The 16,941-nt window shown below is 71.8% G+C and carries 12 protein-coding genes; 3 read left to right on the forward strand and 9 right to left on the reverse strand.

The window, feature by feature from the left end; genetic code table 11:
* The first annotated feature begins 103 nt into the window (after positions 1 to 103).
* Entirely contained in the window at positions 104 to 1,249 is a 1,146-nt protein-coding gene (locus ACFT7S_RS31705; RefSeq protein WP_382737655.1) for a ThiF family adenylyltransferase, read from the forward strand.
* Positions 1,250 to 1,308: 59 nt separating this feature from the next.
* Positions 1,309 to 2,769, forward strand: a complete 1,461-nt coding sequence (locus ACFT7S_RS31710; protein WP_382737734.1) for an ABC1 kinase family protein — start codon at positions 1,309 to 1,311, stop codon at positions 2,767 to 2,769.
* 28 nt (positions 2,770 to 2,797) lie between these two features.
* Here ACFT7S_RS31710 and ACFT7S_RS31715 read toward each other — a convergent pair whose 3' ends face one another.
* The 5 genes from ACFT7S_RS31715 to ACFT7S_RS31735 form a co-directional block, all read right to left on the reverse strand.
* A complete protein-coding gene (locus ACFT7S_RS31715) occupies positions 2,798 to 2,998 on the reverse strand; it encodes a hypothetical protein (protein WP_382737656.1) in 201 nt (66 codons plus the stop codon).
* A gap of 165 nt (positions 2,999 to 3,163) precedes the next feature.
* The gene (locus ACFT7S_RS31720) at positions 3,164 to 3,487 is read right to left on the reverse strand and encodes a hypothetical protein (RefSeq protein ID WP_382737657.1); all 324 of its coding nucleotides are present in this window, start codon (positions 3,485 to 3,487) and stop codon (positions 3,164 to 3,166) included.
* Between the two features lie 35 nt (positions 3,488 to 3,522).
* Positions 3,523 to 3,891 carry a WhiB family transcriptional regulator gene (locus ACFT7S_RS31725; protein ID WP_033298139.1) on the reverse strand — a complete coding sequence of 123 codons (369 nt, stop codon included), beginning with the start codon at positions 3,889 to 3,891 and terminating at the stop codon, positions 3,523 to 3,525.
* Positions 3,892 to 4,064: 173 nt separating this feature from the next.
* A complete protein-coding gene (locus ACFT7S_RS31730; RefSeq protein ID WP_382737659.1) occupies positions 4,065 to 4,394 on the reverse strand; it encodes a hypothetical protein in 330 nt (109 codons plus the stop codon).
* 166 nt (positions 4,395 to 4,560) lie between these two features.
* Positions 4,561 to 6,789: an ATP-dependent DNA helicase UvrD2 gene (locus tag ACFT7S_RS31735; RefSeq protein ID WP_382737661.1), complete on the reverse strand. Its 2,229-nt coding sequence runs from the start codon at positions 6,787 to 6,789 to the stop codon at positions 4,561 to 4,563.
* 246 nt (positions 6,790 to 7,035) lie between these two features.
* Here ACFT7S_RS31735 and ACFT7S_RS31740 point away from each other — a divergent pair, with 246 nt between their 5' ends.
* The gene (locus ACFT7S_RS31740) at positions 7,036 to 7,278 is read left to right on the forward strand and encodes a mycoredoxin (protein WP_382737663.1); all 243 of its coding nucleotides are present in this window, start codon (positions 7,036 to 7,038) and stop codon (positions 7,276 to 7,278) included.
* A 98-nt stretch (positions 7,279 to 7,376) separates the two neighbouring features.
* On the opposite strand, the gene nudC is transcribed toward ACFT7S_RS31740, so the two are convergent.
* From nudC to ACFT7S_RS31760, 4 genes are all read right to left on the reverse strand, one after another.
* A complete protein-coding gene (gene nudC / locus ACFT7S_RS31745) occupies positions 7,377 to 8,324 on the reverse strand; it encodes an NAD(+) diphosphatase (protein WP_382737665.1) in 948 nt (315 codons plus the stop codon).
* A gap of 44 nt (positions 8,325 to 8,368) precedes the next feature.
* On the reverse strand, positions 8,369 to 9,763 hold the full coding sequence (locus tag ACFT7S_RS31750) for a dipeptidase (RefSeq protein ID WP_382737667.1): 1,395 nt from the start codon (positions 9,761 to 9,763) through the stop codon (positions 8,369 to 8,371).
* Positions 9,764 to 9,773: 10 nt separating this feature from the next.
* A complete protein-coding gene (locus ACFT7S_RS31755; RefSeq protein WP_382737669.1) occupies positions 9,774 to 13,256 on the reverse strand; it encodes a UvrD-helicase domain-containing protein in 3,483 nt (1,160 codons plus the stop codon).
* Between the two features lie 83 nt (positions 13,257 to 13,339).
* Complete coding sequence (locus tag ACFT7S_RS31760) at positions 13,340 to 16,705, reverse strand: ATP-dependent helicase (protein ID WP_382737671.1); 3,366 nt, start codon at positions 16,703 to 16,705, stop codon at positions 13,340 to 13,342.
* Positions 16,706 to 16,941: the final 236 nt, after the last annotated feature.

The following is a 16,941-nucleotide window of genomic DNA, read 5'->3' on the forward strand; positions in this document are numbered from 1 at the left end:
ACCATTTGAACGACTAATACCCCTGCCTGTGGACAACTTTTCGCAGACTTCGCCCCGCCGCCGCATTCTGGCAAAGGATCTTCACAACGACCGGGGAGAAGTCATGCATCCGATGCTCAAGCCCGCACTGCGCCGCGCATGGCGCGGACGGAGCACCGTCCAATTCGGAGTGACGCCTGCGCATGCGGTGACGCTCGGCCCCATGGATATCGCCACAGGGAGCTTTCTGGAACTGCTCGACGGCACGCGCGGCCTGCAACTCCTTCGCGAAGAAGCCCGCTCGCTGGACCTGTCGGACCGTCATGTGGATGTGCTGGTCGCGCGCCTGACGGAGGCCGGGCTGCTGGACGATCCCCGGGCAGGCGGCCCCGAGGCCGATGCGTTACGCGATCGGGCCGATGCCCTGGAGCGGCAGCGCCCCGATCTCGCGTCACTCTCCGTCGTGCACCCGGAGCCCGGGAGCGCGCTGCGGCGGCTCGCGGCCCGGCGGGCCATACGCGTGCAGGTACGGGGTGCGGGCCGAGTGGGAGCCGTGATCGCCGGGGTGCTGTCCGGGGCCGGAGTGGGTCGGGTCGAGGTGCTGGACGGCGGCCGTGCCGAGCCGTGGGACGTCGCTCCCGGAGGGCTTCCGGCGTCCGCCGTCGGGGAGCGGAGGGACTCGGCGGCCCGTCAACTCGTCCGCCGGTCCTCCGTGGGCGGGACTCCGCGGGCCACCGAGACGGCCGGGACACCGGCCGGTGGCGAACCGGGGCTGTCCCTGATCGTGGTCGCCCCGCGGGACGGCCTCTCGGTGTACGCCCCCGAGCCCGCCACCGCCGCGCCATGGATCGGTTCGGGAACTCCCCATCTCTACGCGGGTGTGATCGAGGCCACTGGCGTAGTCGGACCGCTGGTGCTGCCCGGGGGCACGGGCTGCGCGGGCTGCCTGGCCCTGCACCGCGCCGATCGTGACCCGCAGTGGCCGCGGATGCTGGCACAGTGGCGCTCGGGGCGTCGCAGCACCGTTCCGGCCTGCGACGTGGGCTTGGCGGCAGCGGTGGCGGGGCTTGCGGCGGCTCACGCGCTGTCCTTCCTCGACGGGGAGTTGCCGGCCAGTACGGGCGCCCGATGGGAGGCCGCGATGCCGCTGTTGGACTGGCGGTCGGAGCAGCTGGGGCCGCATCGCGACTGTTCCTGCGGTGCGGCTGGGCACACTGAGGGGGAGCTCACCTCCGAGACAGGTGCCGCACACGACACAATGGCCGGGTGACCGCTGTCGACGGCAACGCCGAAGACTCACGCGGCACGGTCTGGGAACTGGAGGGGCACATGTCTGATCTTCCCCGGAAGGCGGTCACCCGTACCGCCAAGCTGGCCGCGCTGCCGCTCGGCTTCGCGGGCCGTGCCACGTGGGGCCTGGGTAAGCGGATCGGCGGCAAGTCCGCCGAGCTGGTGGCCCGCGAGGTGCAACAGCGCACCGCCGATCAACTCTTCCGAGTCCTCGGAGAATTGAAGGGCGGCGCGATGAAGCTCGGGCAGGCGCTGTCCGTCTTCGAGTCGGCACTGCCCGAAGAGGTGGCAGGGCCCTACCGGGCGGCGCTCACCAAATTGCAGGAAGCCGCGCCACCCATGCCCGCGCGCACGGTGCACGCGGTACTGGAGGAGCGACTGGGCGAGGACTGGCGGGATCTCTTCCTCTCCTTCGAGGACAAACCGTCGGCCGCCGCGTCGATCGGGCAGGTGCACCGGGCGGTGTGGCACGACGGGCGGGACGTCGCGGTGAAGGTGCAGTACCCGGGCGCGGGTGAGGCACTGCTCTCGGATCTGACCCAGTTGAGCCGTTTCGCCCGGCTGTTCGGCCCGCTGGTCCCGGGGATGGATGTGAAGCCGCTCATCAAGGAGCTGCGCGCACGGGTGGCGGAAGAGCTGGACTACGGACTTGAGGCCGAGTCCCAGCGGCAGCACGCGACGGAGTTCGAGGACGATCCCGACGTGGTCGTCCCAGGTGTGGTCCACCAGTCGGAACAGGTCCTGGTGTCGGAGTGGATCGACGGCATCCCGCTCGCCGACGTGATTACCGAGGGCACGGTGGAACAGCGGGACCGGGCCGGCCAGTTGCTGGCGCGCTTCCTCTTCTCGGGTCCGGCGCGTACGGGCCTGCTGCACGCCGATCCGCATCCGGGCAACTTCCGGCTGCTGCCGGCCGCCGGGAGCGACGACGGGGACGGACTGGAAGGGGCCGGTCTGGAAGGAGACCCCGGGCAGTGGCGGCTCGGGGTGCTGGACTTCGGCACGGTGGACCGGCTGCCGGGCGGGCTGCCGCAGACCATCGGTGACTCGCTGCGGATGACGCTGGAGGGCAACGCCGAAGCGGTGTACGAGCTGCTGAGTGAAGCCGGTTTCGTCAAGGAGTCGATCGAACTCGCTCCGGACGCGGTGCTCGACTATCTGCTGCCGATCATCGAGCCGGCTGAGGTGGACGAGTTCACCTTCACCCGGGGCTGGTTGCGCACCCAGGCGGCCCGCATTGCGGACCCGCGCTCCCCCGCCCATCAACTGGGCAAGCAGCTGAACCTTCCGCCGTCCTACCTGCTGATACACCGCGTAACGCTGAGCACCATCGGGGTGCTGTGCCAGCTGGGTGCGACCGTGCGCCTCCGGGACGAACTCGAGTCCTGGCTCCCGGGTTTCGTGGCCGAGGACGAGCCGGCGGATCACGAACAGGAAGAGATCGAGCAGGAAGAGGACGAGCGGCCGGTCGAGCAGGAGGGTGCGGCCGTCGAGGCATAGGACCAACGGCTGAGCGGGGAAGGCGCCGTCACCACCAGGCGGAGTCGAGGCGGCTCTCGATCGCCCTGATGTGGGCGCGGGCGCAGTCGTCGCACAGGTACTGGCGCCTGCCGTTCTCCACGGAACAGCTCCAGGTCGGCGGTGCGGTCCCGCCATGGGCGGCGGTTCCGCACCGGGCGCACACCACACGCTCGGCACCCGGCTGTACGGGCTGAGTCTCCTCGTCCACCTGGTGACGATAACGCCGTACGGGCTGTGCGGCGCGGCACAACGCACCGCGGGGCCGGCCTGTTCGGACCGGCCCCGCGGAGGGGTGGCTGCTCACCGGGCAGAGCGGTTGCCCGGGCAGCCTGTCGTTTTCGGGGCTCGGCCCCAAGGGTCTCCTGCGGAGTCCCTAGTGCATGACCGCCATGGCCAGCGCACGGCGGGCACGCATCGAGGCGCGCTCCGCACGGCGGTGCATCCGCCGGGCGGCGACGAGGCGCACGGCCTGTCGGTCCGCCTCGGCCTCCCTCAGGCGGTCGTGCATATGCGCACGAGCCATGGCTTCTGGGATGAGTTGCATCTCGCGGGTCCTGTTCTGACGTGAGTCGTTCGCGCCGGTGATGGTGACGTTCGGGGTTGCGGAGCCGATGGGCTCGTTCGTGGGGGAGGTCATTGGTGCCTGATTCCGGGGGTCATGGGTGTGGGGACGGTCGATGGTTCCGATGCGCTTCATTCGTGCGGGGGCGGGGACCCCCACCAGGCCGGCGGTCACGCCGCGACCGGGTTCTTGCGCGGGCGGCCACGCGGCCGCTTGCGGGCGACGACGACGCCCTGGACGAAGAGCTCGCCGCCCCAGACGCCCCACGGCTCGCGCCGCTCCTTGGCGCCGGCGAGGCAGGCCTCGACGAGCGGGCAGGTGCGACAGAGGGACTTGGCGTACTCGACGTCGGCAGGCGACTCGGCGAAGAAGACCTCGGGGTCGTACGAACGGCAGGGGACGGGCACACCGAGGTTCTCGATGGCGTCGTCGAGCGCGGTGAGCGCGGTGAGGGGGATCAAGGTGGAGTCCTCCGTGAGGCCGGGCGGGGAGATCGTGTCGGAAGGCGGTACGGACGGGGCGTGCGTTTCGAGTTGCACGGTGGTGGTGTCCTCGTCTGGTCGTGCCGGCCTGTTGGCCGGTTGGCGGCTGGTACCAGGTGCTGCTTGTCCCGAGGCTCCTTCGTCACGTCTCATCCCGTTCGGACAAAACAAAAGGGCCGCGGATCCCGAGTGGGGTTCCGCGGCCCTGAAGGCGCCGGCCTGATTCTGGATCAGGCTGGATCGCTCCAGGGTTCAGGCCCACGGAAGGCCCACATCGTGTGGTGCTGTGTCGTCTGCTTCTTGACTCCGGCACCGACGGCCGCAAAGGCATAGGCCGGGGCCTGTCCCTTCGCTACTGCTGCTGCCGGTGCCTCGATCGGTCGCTCATTGCGCTCCCGCATCACGGGGAGGAGAGCTGCCGGAGACAGCGGACGGGCGACGGAAATGCCGGACAGACCGGTGCCACGAAGCGCGGATTCCGAAGAGCATGCGAGGCCGAGCGAGTGCGCGGAGACGACCGAGAGATCGGTCATTTTGTTGATGCTGATGATGCTGATCACAGGAATCGCCTCCTCTCGGCGTCTAGGGGGACCGGCCGGGGCCGGTCCTGCGTATTCGGATAAGTACAGCACGGAATCAGGGCTTCAGAGAAGTCGCTGTTCCCGTGGTTAAGAACCTATGGTGATGACTGGGGCAGGCGCAAACTATTTTTTCGACGAGTTTTTCTTACACCTCGCCGTCGCCCTCCCCGGCCTCCTCACCCGCGGCCTCACCTGCGCAGATGGCCAGCACGTCAGCGCCGAACCTGGTCAGCTTCCGGTTGCCGACGCCGGCGATGGTGACGAGCTCGCCATCGGTGGCCGGCACGGCCTCGGCGATCGCCATCAGGGTCTTGTCCGTGAACACGCAGAAGGCGGGCTGGCCGATCTCCTTGGCCTGTCCGGCCCGCCAGTCGCGCAGCCGCCCGTACAGCGCCTCGTCCATGTCGGAGGGGCAGTCCTCGCAACGCATCAGCTTCATCGCACCGGCCTCGGTGAGCGTCCTGCCGCAGACCCGGCACCGCACGGGGCCGCGGCGCTTGCGCCTTGCCGCCGCGTCCGGGCCACTGCCGCCCGCTCCCGTGCCCGTACCGGAACCGCGGTCGATACCTCCGCCGCCGCCCGTGCCGCCACGGGTACCGAGCGCCACCGACCCGGGCCGCAGGCCGTTCAGGAAGCGTGTGGGCCGTCGGCCGCCCCGGCCGCCGGGCGAACGCGAGAGTGCCCACGACAGCGTGAGGTGGAGGCGGGCGCGGGTGACGCCGACGTAGAGCAGGCGCCGCTCCTCCTCGACCTGTTCGTCGGTCTTGGCGTACGTGATCGGCATCATGCCCTCGGTCAGTCCGACGAGGAACACGGCGTCCCACTCCAGGCCCTTCGCCGAGTGCAGCGAGGCCAGCGTGACGCCCTGAACGGTGGGGGCGTGCTGTGCGGCGGCGCGCTCGTCGAGTTCGGCCACGAGATCGGAGAGGGTCGCCCCCGGTTTGGCCTGTTCGAAGTCCTCGGCGAGCCGCACCAGGGCCGCCAGTGACTCCCAGCGGTCCCGGACCGCACCGGAGCCGGCCGGCGGCCTGCTGGTCCAGCCCTTGGTGGAGAGCACCGCCCGCACCTCGGAGGGCAGACCTTCGGCCTGGTCGAGCAGGGAGTCGTTGCCTCCGGCGCGGGCGGCGCCGCGCAGCGCCATGCCCGCCTCCCTCACCTCCGCGCGCTCGAAGAAGCGCTCCGCGCCGCGCAGCTGGTAGGGGACGCCCGCGTCGGCCAGCGCCTGTTCGTAGACCTCGGACTGGGAGTTGACGCGGTAGAGCACGGCGATCTCGCCGGCCGGGACGCCCGCGGCGATCAGATCGCGGATGCGGCGTGCGGTGCCTTCGGCCTCCGCGGGTTCGTCCGCGTATTCCGTATAGGCCGGGGCGGGTCCCTTGTCGCGCTGCGAGACCAGTTCGAGCCGGTGCTCGGCGGCCTTGCCCCGGGCCTGGCTCAGCAGGCCGTTGGCCAGGTGGACGACCTGGGGGGTGGAGCGGTAGTCCCGGACCAGCTTGACCATGGTGGCGTTCGGATGACGGGTGCGGAAATTCAGCAGATGGTCGGGGGTGGCTCCGGTGAAGGAGTAGATCGTCTGGCTGGCGTCACCGACGACGCACAGGGAATCCCGGTCGCCGAGCCAGAGGTCGAGCAGCCGCTGCTGGAGCGGGCTGACGTCCTGGTACTCGTCGACCACGAAGTGCTGGTACTGGCTGCGGACGTGGTCCGCGATGTCGTGCCGGTCCTGGAGGATGCCGACGGTGAGGAGCAGCACGTCCTCGAAGTCGATCACGGAGCGGTCGCGCTTGAGCTGCTCGTACATCCCGTAGATCTGGGAGAGCTCGGCCGGGTCACGCGGCGCGTCCCGCTGGGTCTTGGCGACCGCGGCCGGATAGTCGGCGGGCACCGTCTGCGTGACCTTGGCCCACTCGATCTCGCTCGTGGCGTCCCGCAGCTCGTTGCGGTCGAGTTTGATCCCACAGCGGGCCGCCGCCTCGGCTACCAGCTGGACCTTGCGTTCGACCAGTCGCGGGAGCTCGCCACCGACTGCTTTCGGCCAGAAGTACTGGAGCTGGCGCAGGGCCGCGGAGTGGAAGGTCCGCGCCTGCACACCGGTGGCGCCGAGCTGGCGGAGGCGGCCCCGCATCTCGCCGGCCGCACGGTTGGTGAAGGTGACAGCCAGCACCGTCGTCGGCTGGAGTATCCCCGCGCGCACCCCGTACGCGATGCGGTGGGTGATCGCGCGCGTCTTGCCCGTACCGGCTCCGGCCAGCACGCACACAGGGCCGTTCAGAGCGGTCGCGACCTCGCGCTGCTCGGGGTCGAGCCCGTCGAGCACGGCGTCCGGGGACTCGGGGACCTGTGGGAAGAGGGTGGAGTGCGTTGCTGCTGTCACCCCGCCATGCTGCCAGGTCGCAGGAGGCCGGCGCGGAAGTTGTCCACAGGGGTGAACGATCCGTCGTACTAATCGCCGCGGATCCGCCCGCCGTCGTCGGCGGCCGGCAGCCCCCGATCCCGCTGCGGGCCCCGATTTCCTGGGGTGCGGCGGGAATGGGCGACGGGGTCCCGTACGTTCCCATGCGTGCGGGAACGCACAATCTCAGCTTCACAGCGAGACGAACGAGACAAAGGAGCGCGAGACATGCAGGGCACTGTGACGATGTACAGCACCGAGTGGTGCGGCTACTGCCGTCGGCTCAAGGGTCAGATGGACCGCGAGGGCATCGCCTACACCGAGATCAACATCGAGCAGGACCCTGAGTCCGCGGCCTTCGTCGAGAAGGCGAATGGTGGAAACCAGACGGTTCCGACCGTGCTGTTCCCGGACGGTTCGACCCTGACGAACCCCTCGCTGGCCCAGGTCAAGCAGAAGGTCGGCGTCTGACCCGCTGCAACGTCCGCGCCGAAAAGCCCCCGCCGAGGCGGGGGCTTTTCGCTGCACCCATGAACCGTGGAGCGCATGAGCCGTAGAGCGCGAGTGCGTCAGACCGTGCTGCGCGGCCTCGGGAGCGGCTTCCCGTACCAGAGCTCGATGAGCCGGGCCGCGATCGAGATGCCGAACGGCGGCATGACCTCGCCCGACTCGAAGGCCGCCGTCAGGTCCTCGCGCGAGAACCAGCGGGCCTCCTCGATCTCCTCGCCGTCCACGTCGATCTCCGACGTGGTCGCCCGCGCCATGAAGCCGAGCATCAGGCTGGACGGGAAGGGCCAGGGCTGGCTGGCGATGTACTCGACCTCGCCGACCGTGATGCCCGCCTCCTCGAAGACCTCGCGCGCCACAGACTGCTCGATCGACTCCCCCGGTTCGACGAAGCCCGCGAGCGTCGAGAAGCGGCCTTCCGGCCAGTGGACCTGGCGGCCCAGCAGGGCCCGGTCCTGGTCGTCCGTGACCAGCATGATCACCGCGGGGTCGGTGCGCGGGTAGTGCTCGGCGCCGCAGGCCTGGCAACGGCGGATGTGGCCGGCCGCCGCGATGACGGTGCGCTCGCCGCAGCGCGAGCAGAAGCGGTGCAGGCGCTGCCAGTTCTCCAGGGCGACCGCGTGGACCATCAGCCCGGCGTCGCGGGCCCCGAGGAGGAGACCCGCCTCGCGCAGACCCGCCGGGCGGGCAGACTGGTCCATGCGGCCGGGCAGGGAGTCCTTCTGGAGTGCGAAGTAACTGACGCCCTCCTCGTCGGTACCGAGGAAGTAGCGGTGGGTCTCGGTGACCGGTGCCTCGAAGGCCGGGGTCATCACGATCTCGGTGCCGCCATCGGCCGTGTCGTCGATCAGCACCTGGCCGCCGGAGACGACGAAGACCCTGGTCGTCGGGTGACTCCAGGCTGCGGCCAGCCATGCCTCGTCGAGGCGGTGGTGGGCGGCGCGGTCGATGCCGCTCGGTGCGGTGAGACCGATGGGTCGGTCTGCGGTCGCGTTGTCGAAGGTGCTCACAGGTGCTTCCTACTCCCCCGGGATGGATCGGGTGCCATGAGGTCTCAGCGGAGTGCCGCGGCCAGCTCGCCCCACAGATGAGCGGCGGTCTCCACACCCTTGAGAAGGAGGTCGAGCTCGACCTTCTCGTCGGGGGCGTGCCAGCCGTCGGACGGTACGGAAATGCCCAGGAAGAGGACGGGGGCACCGAGCACGTCCTGGAGGTCGGCCGCGGGTCCCGAGCCCCCTTCACGGGTGAAGAGGATCTTCTTCCCGAAGGCCCGGCCCATGGCACGCGTCACCGCTTGCAGGGCGGGGTGGTCCAGCGGCGTCAGACAGGGCCGGGTGGCGGGCGAGAAGGTGATGCGGTGGCGGATGCCCGGCGGGATCTGCGCCTCGGCCCATTTCCGTACGCACTGCTCGATGTGGTCCGGGTGCTGGCCCGCGACCAGCCGGAAGCTCAGCTTCACCAGGGCGGACGACGGAATGATCGTCTTGCTGCCCGCGCCCTGGTAGCCGCCGCCGATGCCGTTGACCTCGGCGGTGGGGCGGGCCCAGATCCGCTCCAGAGTGGAGTAGCCCGCCTCGCCCGACGCTGCCTGCGACTTGGCGGTGCGCAGCCAGGTGGCCTCGTCGAAGGGCAGCTCGGCGAAGAGTGCCCGCTCGGTGTCGGTGAGTTCGGCCACGCCGTCGTAGAAGCCGGGGACCGTGACGCGGCCGTCCGCGTCGTGCAGTGCCGCCACGAGGCGGGCCACGGCGGTCGCGGGGTTGGGGACCGCGCCGCCGAACGATCCGGAGTGGATGTCCTGCCCGGGGCCGTACAGCTGGATCTCGCACTCGGCGAGGCCGCGCATTCCGGTGCAGACGGTCGGGGTCGTCTCGTCCCACATGCCGGTGTCGGAGACGATCACCGCGTCGGCTGCGAGGCGGGCGGCGTGCTGCTCGGCCAGGGCACGGAAGTTCGGGGAGCCGGACTCCTCCTCGCCCTCGATGAGGAGCTTGAGGTGGACGGCGGGGGTGGAGCGGCCGGTGGCGGCGAGGTGGGCCCGGACGCCGAGGGTGTGGAAGAAGACCTGGCCCTTGTCGTCGGCCGCGCCGCGTCCGTACATCCTGCCGTCGCGGATCACCGGTTCGAACGGGTCGGTGTGCCAGCCGTCGTCGCGGGCCGCGGGCTGCACGTCGTGGTGGCCGTAGACGAGGACGGTCGGGGCGTCCGGGTCGTCGCTCGGCCACTGGGCGAAGACGGCGGGGGCGCCGGGCGTCTCCCAGATCTCGGCGACGGGGAAGCCGGTCTCCTTGAGCTTGGCGGACAGCCACTCGGCGCTGGTCCGTACGTCCCCGTCGTGCTCCGGCTGGGCGGAGACGGACGGGATGCGCAGCCAGGAGGCGAGGTCCTCGAGGAAGGCCGCGCGGTGCGTGTCTATGTACGTACGGACAGCGCTGTCCGGGGTGTCGCTCATGGCCTTGAGCCTATCGGCCCGTCGGGGGTGGCTCGTCCAGCAGGATGCGTTCCAGTTCCGCACGGCCCGGCAGGTTCGTCGGGTGGACCGTCTCTCCGCTGCGTACGTAGAGGAAGGTGGCCGTGACCGAGTCGAGCGGCAGCTCGTGGAGCTCCGCCCAGGCGAGGCGGTAGACGGCGAGCTGGAGCGGGTCGGCGGTCCTGTTGCGGCTGGTCTTCCAGTCGACGATCTCGTACGTGTCACCTGTGCGGTAGACCGCGTCGATCCGGCCCCGGATCACCCGGCCCGCGAGGCTTATCTGGAAGGGCGTCTCGACGCGGTACGGGGTGCGGCGGGCGTACTCCGTGCGCTCGAAGGCCTCCTTGAGCTCCGCGAGATCCTGCTCGTCGGCGATCTCGGCGTCGCTCCCTTCGCCGCCGGGGAGTTCGTCGGGGCCGAGCATGGGCAGCGGCAGCTCCTCGTAGCGGGACTCCACCCAGGCGTGGAAGCGCGTGCCCCTGCGGGCGGCCGGCTGGGGCGGCCTCGGCATGGGGCGGGCCAGCTCCTGGGCGAAGCCGTCGGGGTCCTCGGCGAGGCGCAGCAGCTGCGTGGCGGAGAGGGAGGCGGGGACGACCACATCGCGCACGGTGGCGCGGGCACGGCGCAGCTCCCCGGCGAGCGCTTCGAGATCGCGGTCCCAGGAGGCGAGGGTGCGGGACTCCTCCGGAGTAGGGGTGGGGACGGTAGCGGGGGTCGGGACGGAGGCGGGGTCCACGGGAGTGCGGGCCGTCGGGACGTGCGGGGCTTCCGGTGCCGGGGTCGCCGGTGCGAGGGTCGTGGGCGGTTCGGTGGCGAGGCTGTCCCAGTCGGCGGTCTCGTCCGGGTACGGCTCGCCGTCCGGGAACGGGTCGTCGTACGGGGCGTCGTAGGGGACGTCCGGCTCGTCGTGCCCGGCGGCCGCCAGCTGCCGGGCGTCGTACACGTCCGGTACGGGGCCGACGGCGGCCAGTGCTTCCAGGTGGGCCAGCACCGTGTCCCTGGCCGCGCGGCGGCGGGCCATGGCCGCCTCGTCCAGCGGCAGCGGCCACGCCTGGTCGGCGTCCTTCTCCTGGAGGGCGGGATTCTCCTCGTCCTCGGCCGGTTCGTCGGCCCAGACCTCGATGTCGCCGTACCCGGCGGCGCAGTGCTCGTACAGCGCGTCCAGGAAGTCGGACGGACCGCGCGTCTTCTTCTGGGACGGCCCCCACCAGTGGCCGGAGCCGAGCAGCAGCGAGCGTGGGCGCGTGAAGGTGACGTAACCGAGGCGGAGCTCCTCGGTCCGCTGATGCTCCTTCATCTCCTCCTTGAACGCCTTGAGTCCCTTGGCGTCCCAGGAGTGGACCACCGGGAGCGTGGCCGTGTCACCGCGCAGGGCGTGCGGCAGGACCTGGGACTGGGAGGTCCAGGAGTCCCGGGTCTGGCCGCTCGGGAACTGGCCGGTGACCAGTCCGGGCACCGCGACCACGTCCCATTCGAGGCCCTTGGACTTGTGCGCGGTGAGGACCTTGACGGTGTTCTCGCCGCCCGGCAGGGCGTTGTCCAGCCCCTTCTCGTACTGCGCGGCGGTGCGCAGGTATCCGAGGAAGGCCAGGAGTGTGGCTTCGCCGTCGACCGAGGCAAAACCTGCCGCTATGTCCAGGAAGTTGCTCAGGGTCTCCCGGCGGCGGGCGGCCAGGGCCTGCGGTGACGCCGAGAGTTCGACCTCCAGGCCGGTGGTGGCGAGGACGCGGTGCAGCACGTCCATGAGGGGGTCGGCCAGGGAGCGGCGGAGGTCGCGCAGTTCGGCGGCGAGCCGGGCGAAGCGGATGCGGGCCTCGGCGGAGAACGGCAGGCCGTCGTCCTCGGCGCCGCCCGATTCCAGGAAGGTATCGAGCGCGTCGGCGAGGGAGATCACCTCGGCGGGGTCGACGCCTTCGACGGCCTCGGCGAGCCGGCGGTCGGGGTCGGCGTCCTCGTCGTCGTGGGAGGCACGGTGCACGAGGAGGCGGGCCCGGCGGCCCAGGAGTGCCAGGTCGCGGGGGCCGATCCGCCAGCGCGGTCCGGTGAGCAGCCGGACCAGCGAGGCGTTGGCCCCCGGGTCCTGGAGGACTTCGCAGACGGCGACGAGGTCGGCGACCTCCGGGAGGTGCAGCAGCCCTGACAGGCCGACGACCTCGACGGGGATGCCGCGGTCGACCAGCGCGGCCTGGATCTCGGCGAAGTCACCTGCGGTGCGGCACAGGACGGCGATCTCGCCGGGTGCCCTTCCCGTCGCCACGAGATGGGCGATCGAGTCGGCGAGCCACGCGATCTCCTCCGCGTGGGTGCGGAGCAGGGCGCAGCGGACGGTGCCGTCGTGCTCGGCGCCGGGGGCGGGGCGCAGGGCCTCGACGCCTTCGTGCATGGCGCGCAGCGGGTCGGCGAGGCCGTTGGCCAGGTGGAGGAGGCGGCCGCCGCTGCGCCGGTTCTCGCTGAGCGAGTAGCGGGTGGCGGGGGTGCCGTCGGCATGCGGGAAGTGCACCGGGAAGTCGTCGAGGTTGGCGACGGAGGCGCCGCGCCAGCCGTAGATCGCCTGGCACGGGTCGCCGACGGCGGTCACGGCGTGCCCCGCCGCGCCCTCCTCGTGCCCGCCGAACAGGGCGGAGAGGAGGAGCCGCTGGGCGACGGACGTGTCCTGGTACTCGTCGAGCAGGACGACCCGGAACTCGTCGCGCAGGATGGCGCCGACCTCGGGCCGGGTCAGGGCCAGCTCGGCGGAGAGCGCGATCTGGTCACCGAAGTCGAGGAGATCACGGCTGCGCTTGGCGGACCGGTAGCGCAGGGTCAGACCGAGCAGCTCCCGGCGGGCCTCGGCGGTTTCCGGGAGCTTGCGCAGCTCGGCGTTGCTGAGCTTGGCCGTTTCGAGGGCCCGGAGCAGCTCGGTGTCGTACTCCGCGAGCTGCTCGGGGCGTACGAGATGTTCGGCGAGCTCGGCGTCGAGCGCCAGCAGATCGCTCACCAGGGTGGGGAACGACCTGGTCAGCGCGGGATAGAGGCCGGGTGCCCCGCGCAGTACGCGGGCGGCGAGCTGGTAGCGGGTGGCGTCGGCGAGGAGGCGTGTGGTGGGTTCGAGGCCGATGCGCAGCCCGTGCTCGGTCAGCAGCCGGCCGGCGAACGCGTGGTACGTCGAGATGCTCGGTTCGCCCGGGGGGTTGTCCGGGTCGATGACGTCCGGGTCGGTGACTCCGGCGGCCACCAGGGCCTTGCGCACCCGCTCGGCGAGCTCGCCCGCGGCCTTGTTCGTGAAGGTGAGCCCGAGGACCTGCTCGGGAGCGACCTGTCCGGTGCCGACCAGCCAGACCACGCGCGCCGCCATCACCGTGGTCTTCCCCGACCCGGCTCCGGCCACGATCACCTGCGGGGCGGGCGGCGCTGTGATGCAGGCCGTCTGCTCCGGGGTGAACGGAATCCCGAGAAGCTCCTTGAGCTCCTCGGGATCGCTGATACGTGAGGACACTCCAGAGAGGCTAACCGGACCCACTGACAACGTGCGGCGAGCGCCCTCGGCCCCTCGGTCCGGGACCGGACAGTCCCCGCCCCTCAGTCCACGACCTGGCGGCCCTCCGGCTGCGCACTGCACGAGGCACGGAACGTGCAGTGCGTGCAGTGCTGCCCGGTCGCGGGGGTGAACCGTTCGTCCAGGACCCGTCCCGCCGCCGTCGCCAGCAGATCGGAGACCCACTCGCCGGACAGGGGTTCCTGGGCCTGTACGCGGGGAAGGGCGTCGCCGCCCTCCTTCTTGGGCGCGGGCTGGCGCAGCTGTACGAGTTCGGCGCCGCCGGATTCCGGCCGGTGCCCGTCGAAGACCTCGTCGACCGCGCCTTCCCCGACAGCCAGCTGGTACACGGCGAGCTGGGGGTGGGCGGCCACCTCGTCCCTGGTCGGCGACGCCTTCCCGGTCTTGAAGTCGACGACGTACGCCCGGCCGTCGGCGTCCTGTTCGACGCGGTCCATGGAGCCCCGGATGCGTACCGCGTACTCCCCCGCTTCGAGCGTCACATCGAAATCGTGCTCGCTCGCGACAGGGGTGCGGCCGGTGCGGTCCATGACGTGCCAGCGCAGGAAGCGTTCGAGTGCGGCGCGTGCGTGGTCCTTCTCCTGCTGGGACTTCCAGGGCGCGTCGAAGGCCAGCCCGTTCCAGACGGAGTCCAGGCGCTCCATCAGGACGGCCAGGTCGGCAGGGGTGCGGCCGGAGGCGACTTCGTCCGCCAGGACGTGGACGACGTTGCCGAAGCCCTGTGCGGCGGTCGCCGGGGCGTCGGCCTTCACCTCGCGGCCCAGGAACCACTGGAGCGCGCAGGTGTTGGCCAGCTGGTCGAGTGCGCTGCCGGACAGGGCGACGGGGTGGTCCCGGTCGCGCAGCGGGACGGCCGAGCGGGTCGGTTCGTCCAGGCCCCACCAGCGGTACGGGTGGGCCGCGGGGACGAGCGGCTGGCCCTCCTCGTCGGTCAGCGCGGCCAGGCGGGCGAGTCGGTGGGCGGCGGCCTCGCGCAGGATGTCGGAGGCGTCCGGGTCGACGGTGGTGGCCCGGAGCTCGGCGACGAGGGCGGCGACGGCCAGGGGGCGGCGGGGGCGGCCGGTGACGTCCCGGGGCTCGACACCGAGCTCGGTGAGGAAGCGGGACGGCTGGTCACCGTCGTCGGCCGGGGCCTTGACCGCCGTGACGACGAGACGGTCCCGGGCGCGGGTCGCGGCGACGTAGAAGAGCCTGCGTTCCTCGGCGAGGAGCGCACCCGGGGTGAGGGGTTCGGCGAGACCGTCGCGGCCGATCCGGTCCGCTTCCAGGAGTGATCCACGGCGCCGCAGGTCGGGCCAGAGGCCCTCCTGCACACCGGCGACGACGACGAGGCGCCACTCCAGTCCCTTGGAGCGGTGCGCCGTCAGCAGGCGTACGGCGTCGGGGCGCACCACGCGCTTGGAGAGGGTGTCGGCCGCGATGTCCTGGGCGTCGATCTCTTCCAGGAAGTTGAGTGCGCCGCGCCCTCCGGTGCGCTCCTCGGCGCGGGCCGCGGTGTCGAAGAGGGCACAGACGGCGTCGAGGTCCCGGTCGGCGTTGCGGCCGGCGGCGCCGCCGCGCAGGGCGGACCGTTCGAGCCGGCCGGGCCACGGGGTGCCGTCCCAGAGCACCCAGAGGGCTTCCTCGGCGGTGCCGCCGCCTTCGAGGAGTTCACGCGCCTTGCGCAGGAGAGCGCCCAGGCGCTGGGCGCCTCGGGCGTACGCGGGGTCGTGCGCGACGAGGCGTTCGGGTTCGGCGAGTGCCCGGGCCAGCAGTTCGCCGGAGGGCGGCGGTACGCGATTCCCGGCGGCACGCTCCTCGTCCCGCAGGGCGCGGCCGAGGCGGCGGAGGTCGGCGGCGTCCATGGAGCCGAGGGGGGAGGTGAGGAGGGTGAGGGCGGTCTCGGTGTCCAGCCAGGGCGGCACGTCGGTGGTCTCGGCAGCGGTGTCCGTGGTGTCTGTGCCCTCCGAAGCGGGCGCCGTCCGGTTCAGGGCGGCCGTGGCGATCGTGCGGAGCGCGGTCAGGAGCGGCGCGACCGCGGGTTCGTGGCGCAGGGGGAGGTCGTCGCCGTCCACCTCCAGGGGCACGCCCGCGGAGGTGAGGGCACGGCGTACGGAGGGGATGGAGCGGCCTCCGGCCCGTACCAGCACCGCCATCTCGTTCCACGGCACCCCGTCCTCCAGGTGCGCCCGGCGCAGCAGGTCCGCGATGTTGTCGAGCTCCGCCGACGCGGTCGGGTAGGTGTACGTCTCCACCCGGCCGCCCTCCCGGACCGCGGTGAGCTCCCGGTGGGCGCGCACCTTGTCCGAAGGCAGCCGGGTGAGCGGCATCCGGCGGGTGAGCAGCCGGGTCGCGGCGAGCAGCCCGGCCCCTGAGCGGCGCGAGGTGGTGAGGACGGCGACGGGCGCGGGCGCTCCGTCGGCACGCGGAAAGGCGTCCGGGAAGTCGAGAATGCCGTTCACATCCGCACCGCGGAAGGTGTAGATCGACTGGTCCGGGTCGCCGAACGCGACCAGCGTCCGTCCCCCGCCGGCCCCCGGAAGACTCCCCCGGTTCCCGGCCAGCGCGCGCAGCAGCCGTACCTGGGACGGGTCCGTGTCCTGGTACTCGTCGACGAACACCGCGTCGTACCGCTCCGCCAGCAGGGCCGACACTTCGGGGCGCTCCGCGAGCAGCACGGCCCGGTGGACCAGCTCCGCGTAGTCGAGGACTCCCTGCGCGTCCAGGACGTCCAGGTACTCGGCGAGGAACTGCGCGGCGGCGCTCCAGTCCGGACGGCCGGTGCGCCGGGCGAAGGCGCCGAGGGCGTCCGGGCCGAGGCCCAGCTCCCGGCTGCGCGCCAGCACCGCCCGGACCTCGTCGGCGAAGCCGCGCGTGGTCAGACAGGCCCGCAGTTCGTCGGGCCAGCGGACATGGGCGTGACCCTGCCGCTCCAGGTCGACCTGCCCGGCGAGCAGTTCACGGACGGTCACGTCCTGTTCCGGGCCCGAGAGCAGACGCAGCGGGTCGGCGAACAGATCGGCGTCCTGGTGGGCGCGGACCAGGGCGTAACAGTAGGAGTGGAAGGTGGTGGCCTGCGGTCCCCGGGCGGCTCCGAGGCGGGCCGCCATCCGGTCGCGGAGCTCCACCGCGGCCTTGCGGCTGAAGGTGAGGACGAGGATGCGCGCCGGATCGGTCCCGCCCGACACCTTCGCCGCGACGGCCTCGACGAGGGTCGTCGTCTTGCCCGTACCGGGTCCAGCGAGCACCAGAAGCGGACCGCCCCGGTGGTCAACCACGGCGCGCTGCCCTGCGTCCAGGAGAGGGGGGCTCACCGAACCCGGCGGGGTACGCACCAGTCGGTACGCGCCCGGGGCCCGCCGCCTGGCCTGGCGGTGCGGACTGTGCCGGGTGGAAGAGGAGGAGCTCACGTGGGTCGCCGGTCCTGGTGGGTGTACTCGGTGTACGGGTGCTTCGTGTACGGACGATGAGGGCGGAGCGTGCCGAGCGTGAACGACGCTACGCCAGCCGCGGCCCGGGACGCAGCGAGTCCGTTGCGTCCCTCGTCACGTGTCCGGCCGGTCAGGACCGTGCGGAACGCCATGGACCCGACGCGCGCCTGTTGCGGGCCCGGCGCCGCCCGTGGGACGGGCGGATGGCCGAAGCT

The sequence above is a fragment of the Streptomyces sp. NPDC057136 genome (assembly GCF_042670885.1).
Classification (GTDB): Bacteria; Actinomycetota; Actinomycetes; order Streptomycetales; family Streptomycetaceae; genus Streptomyces.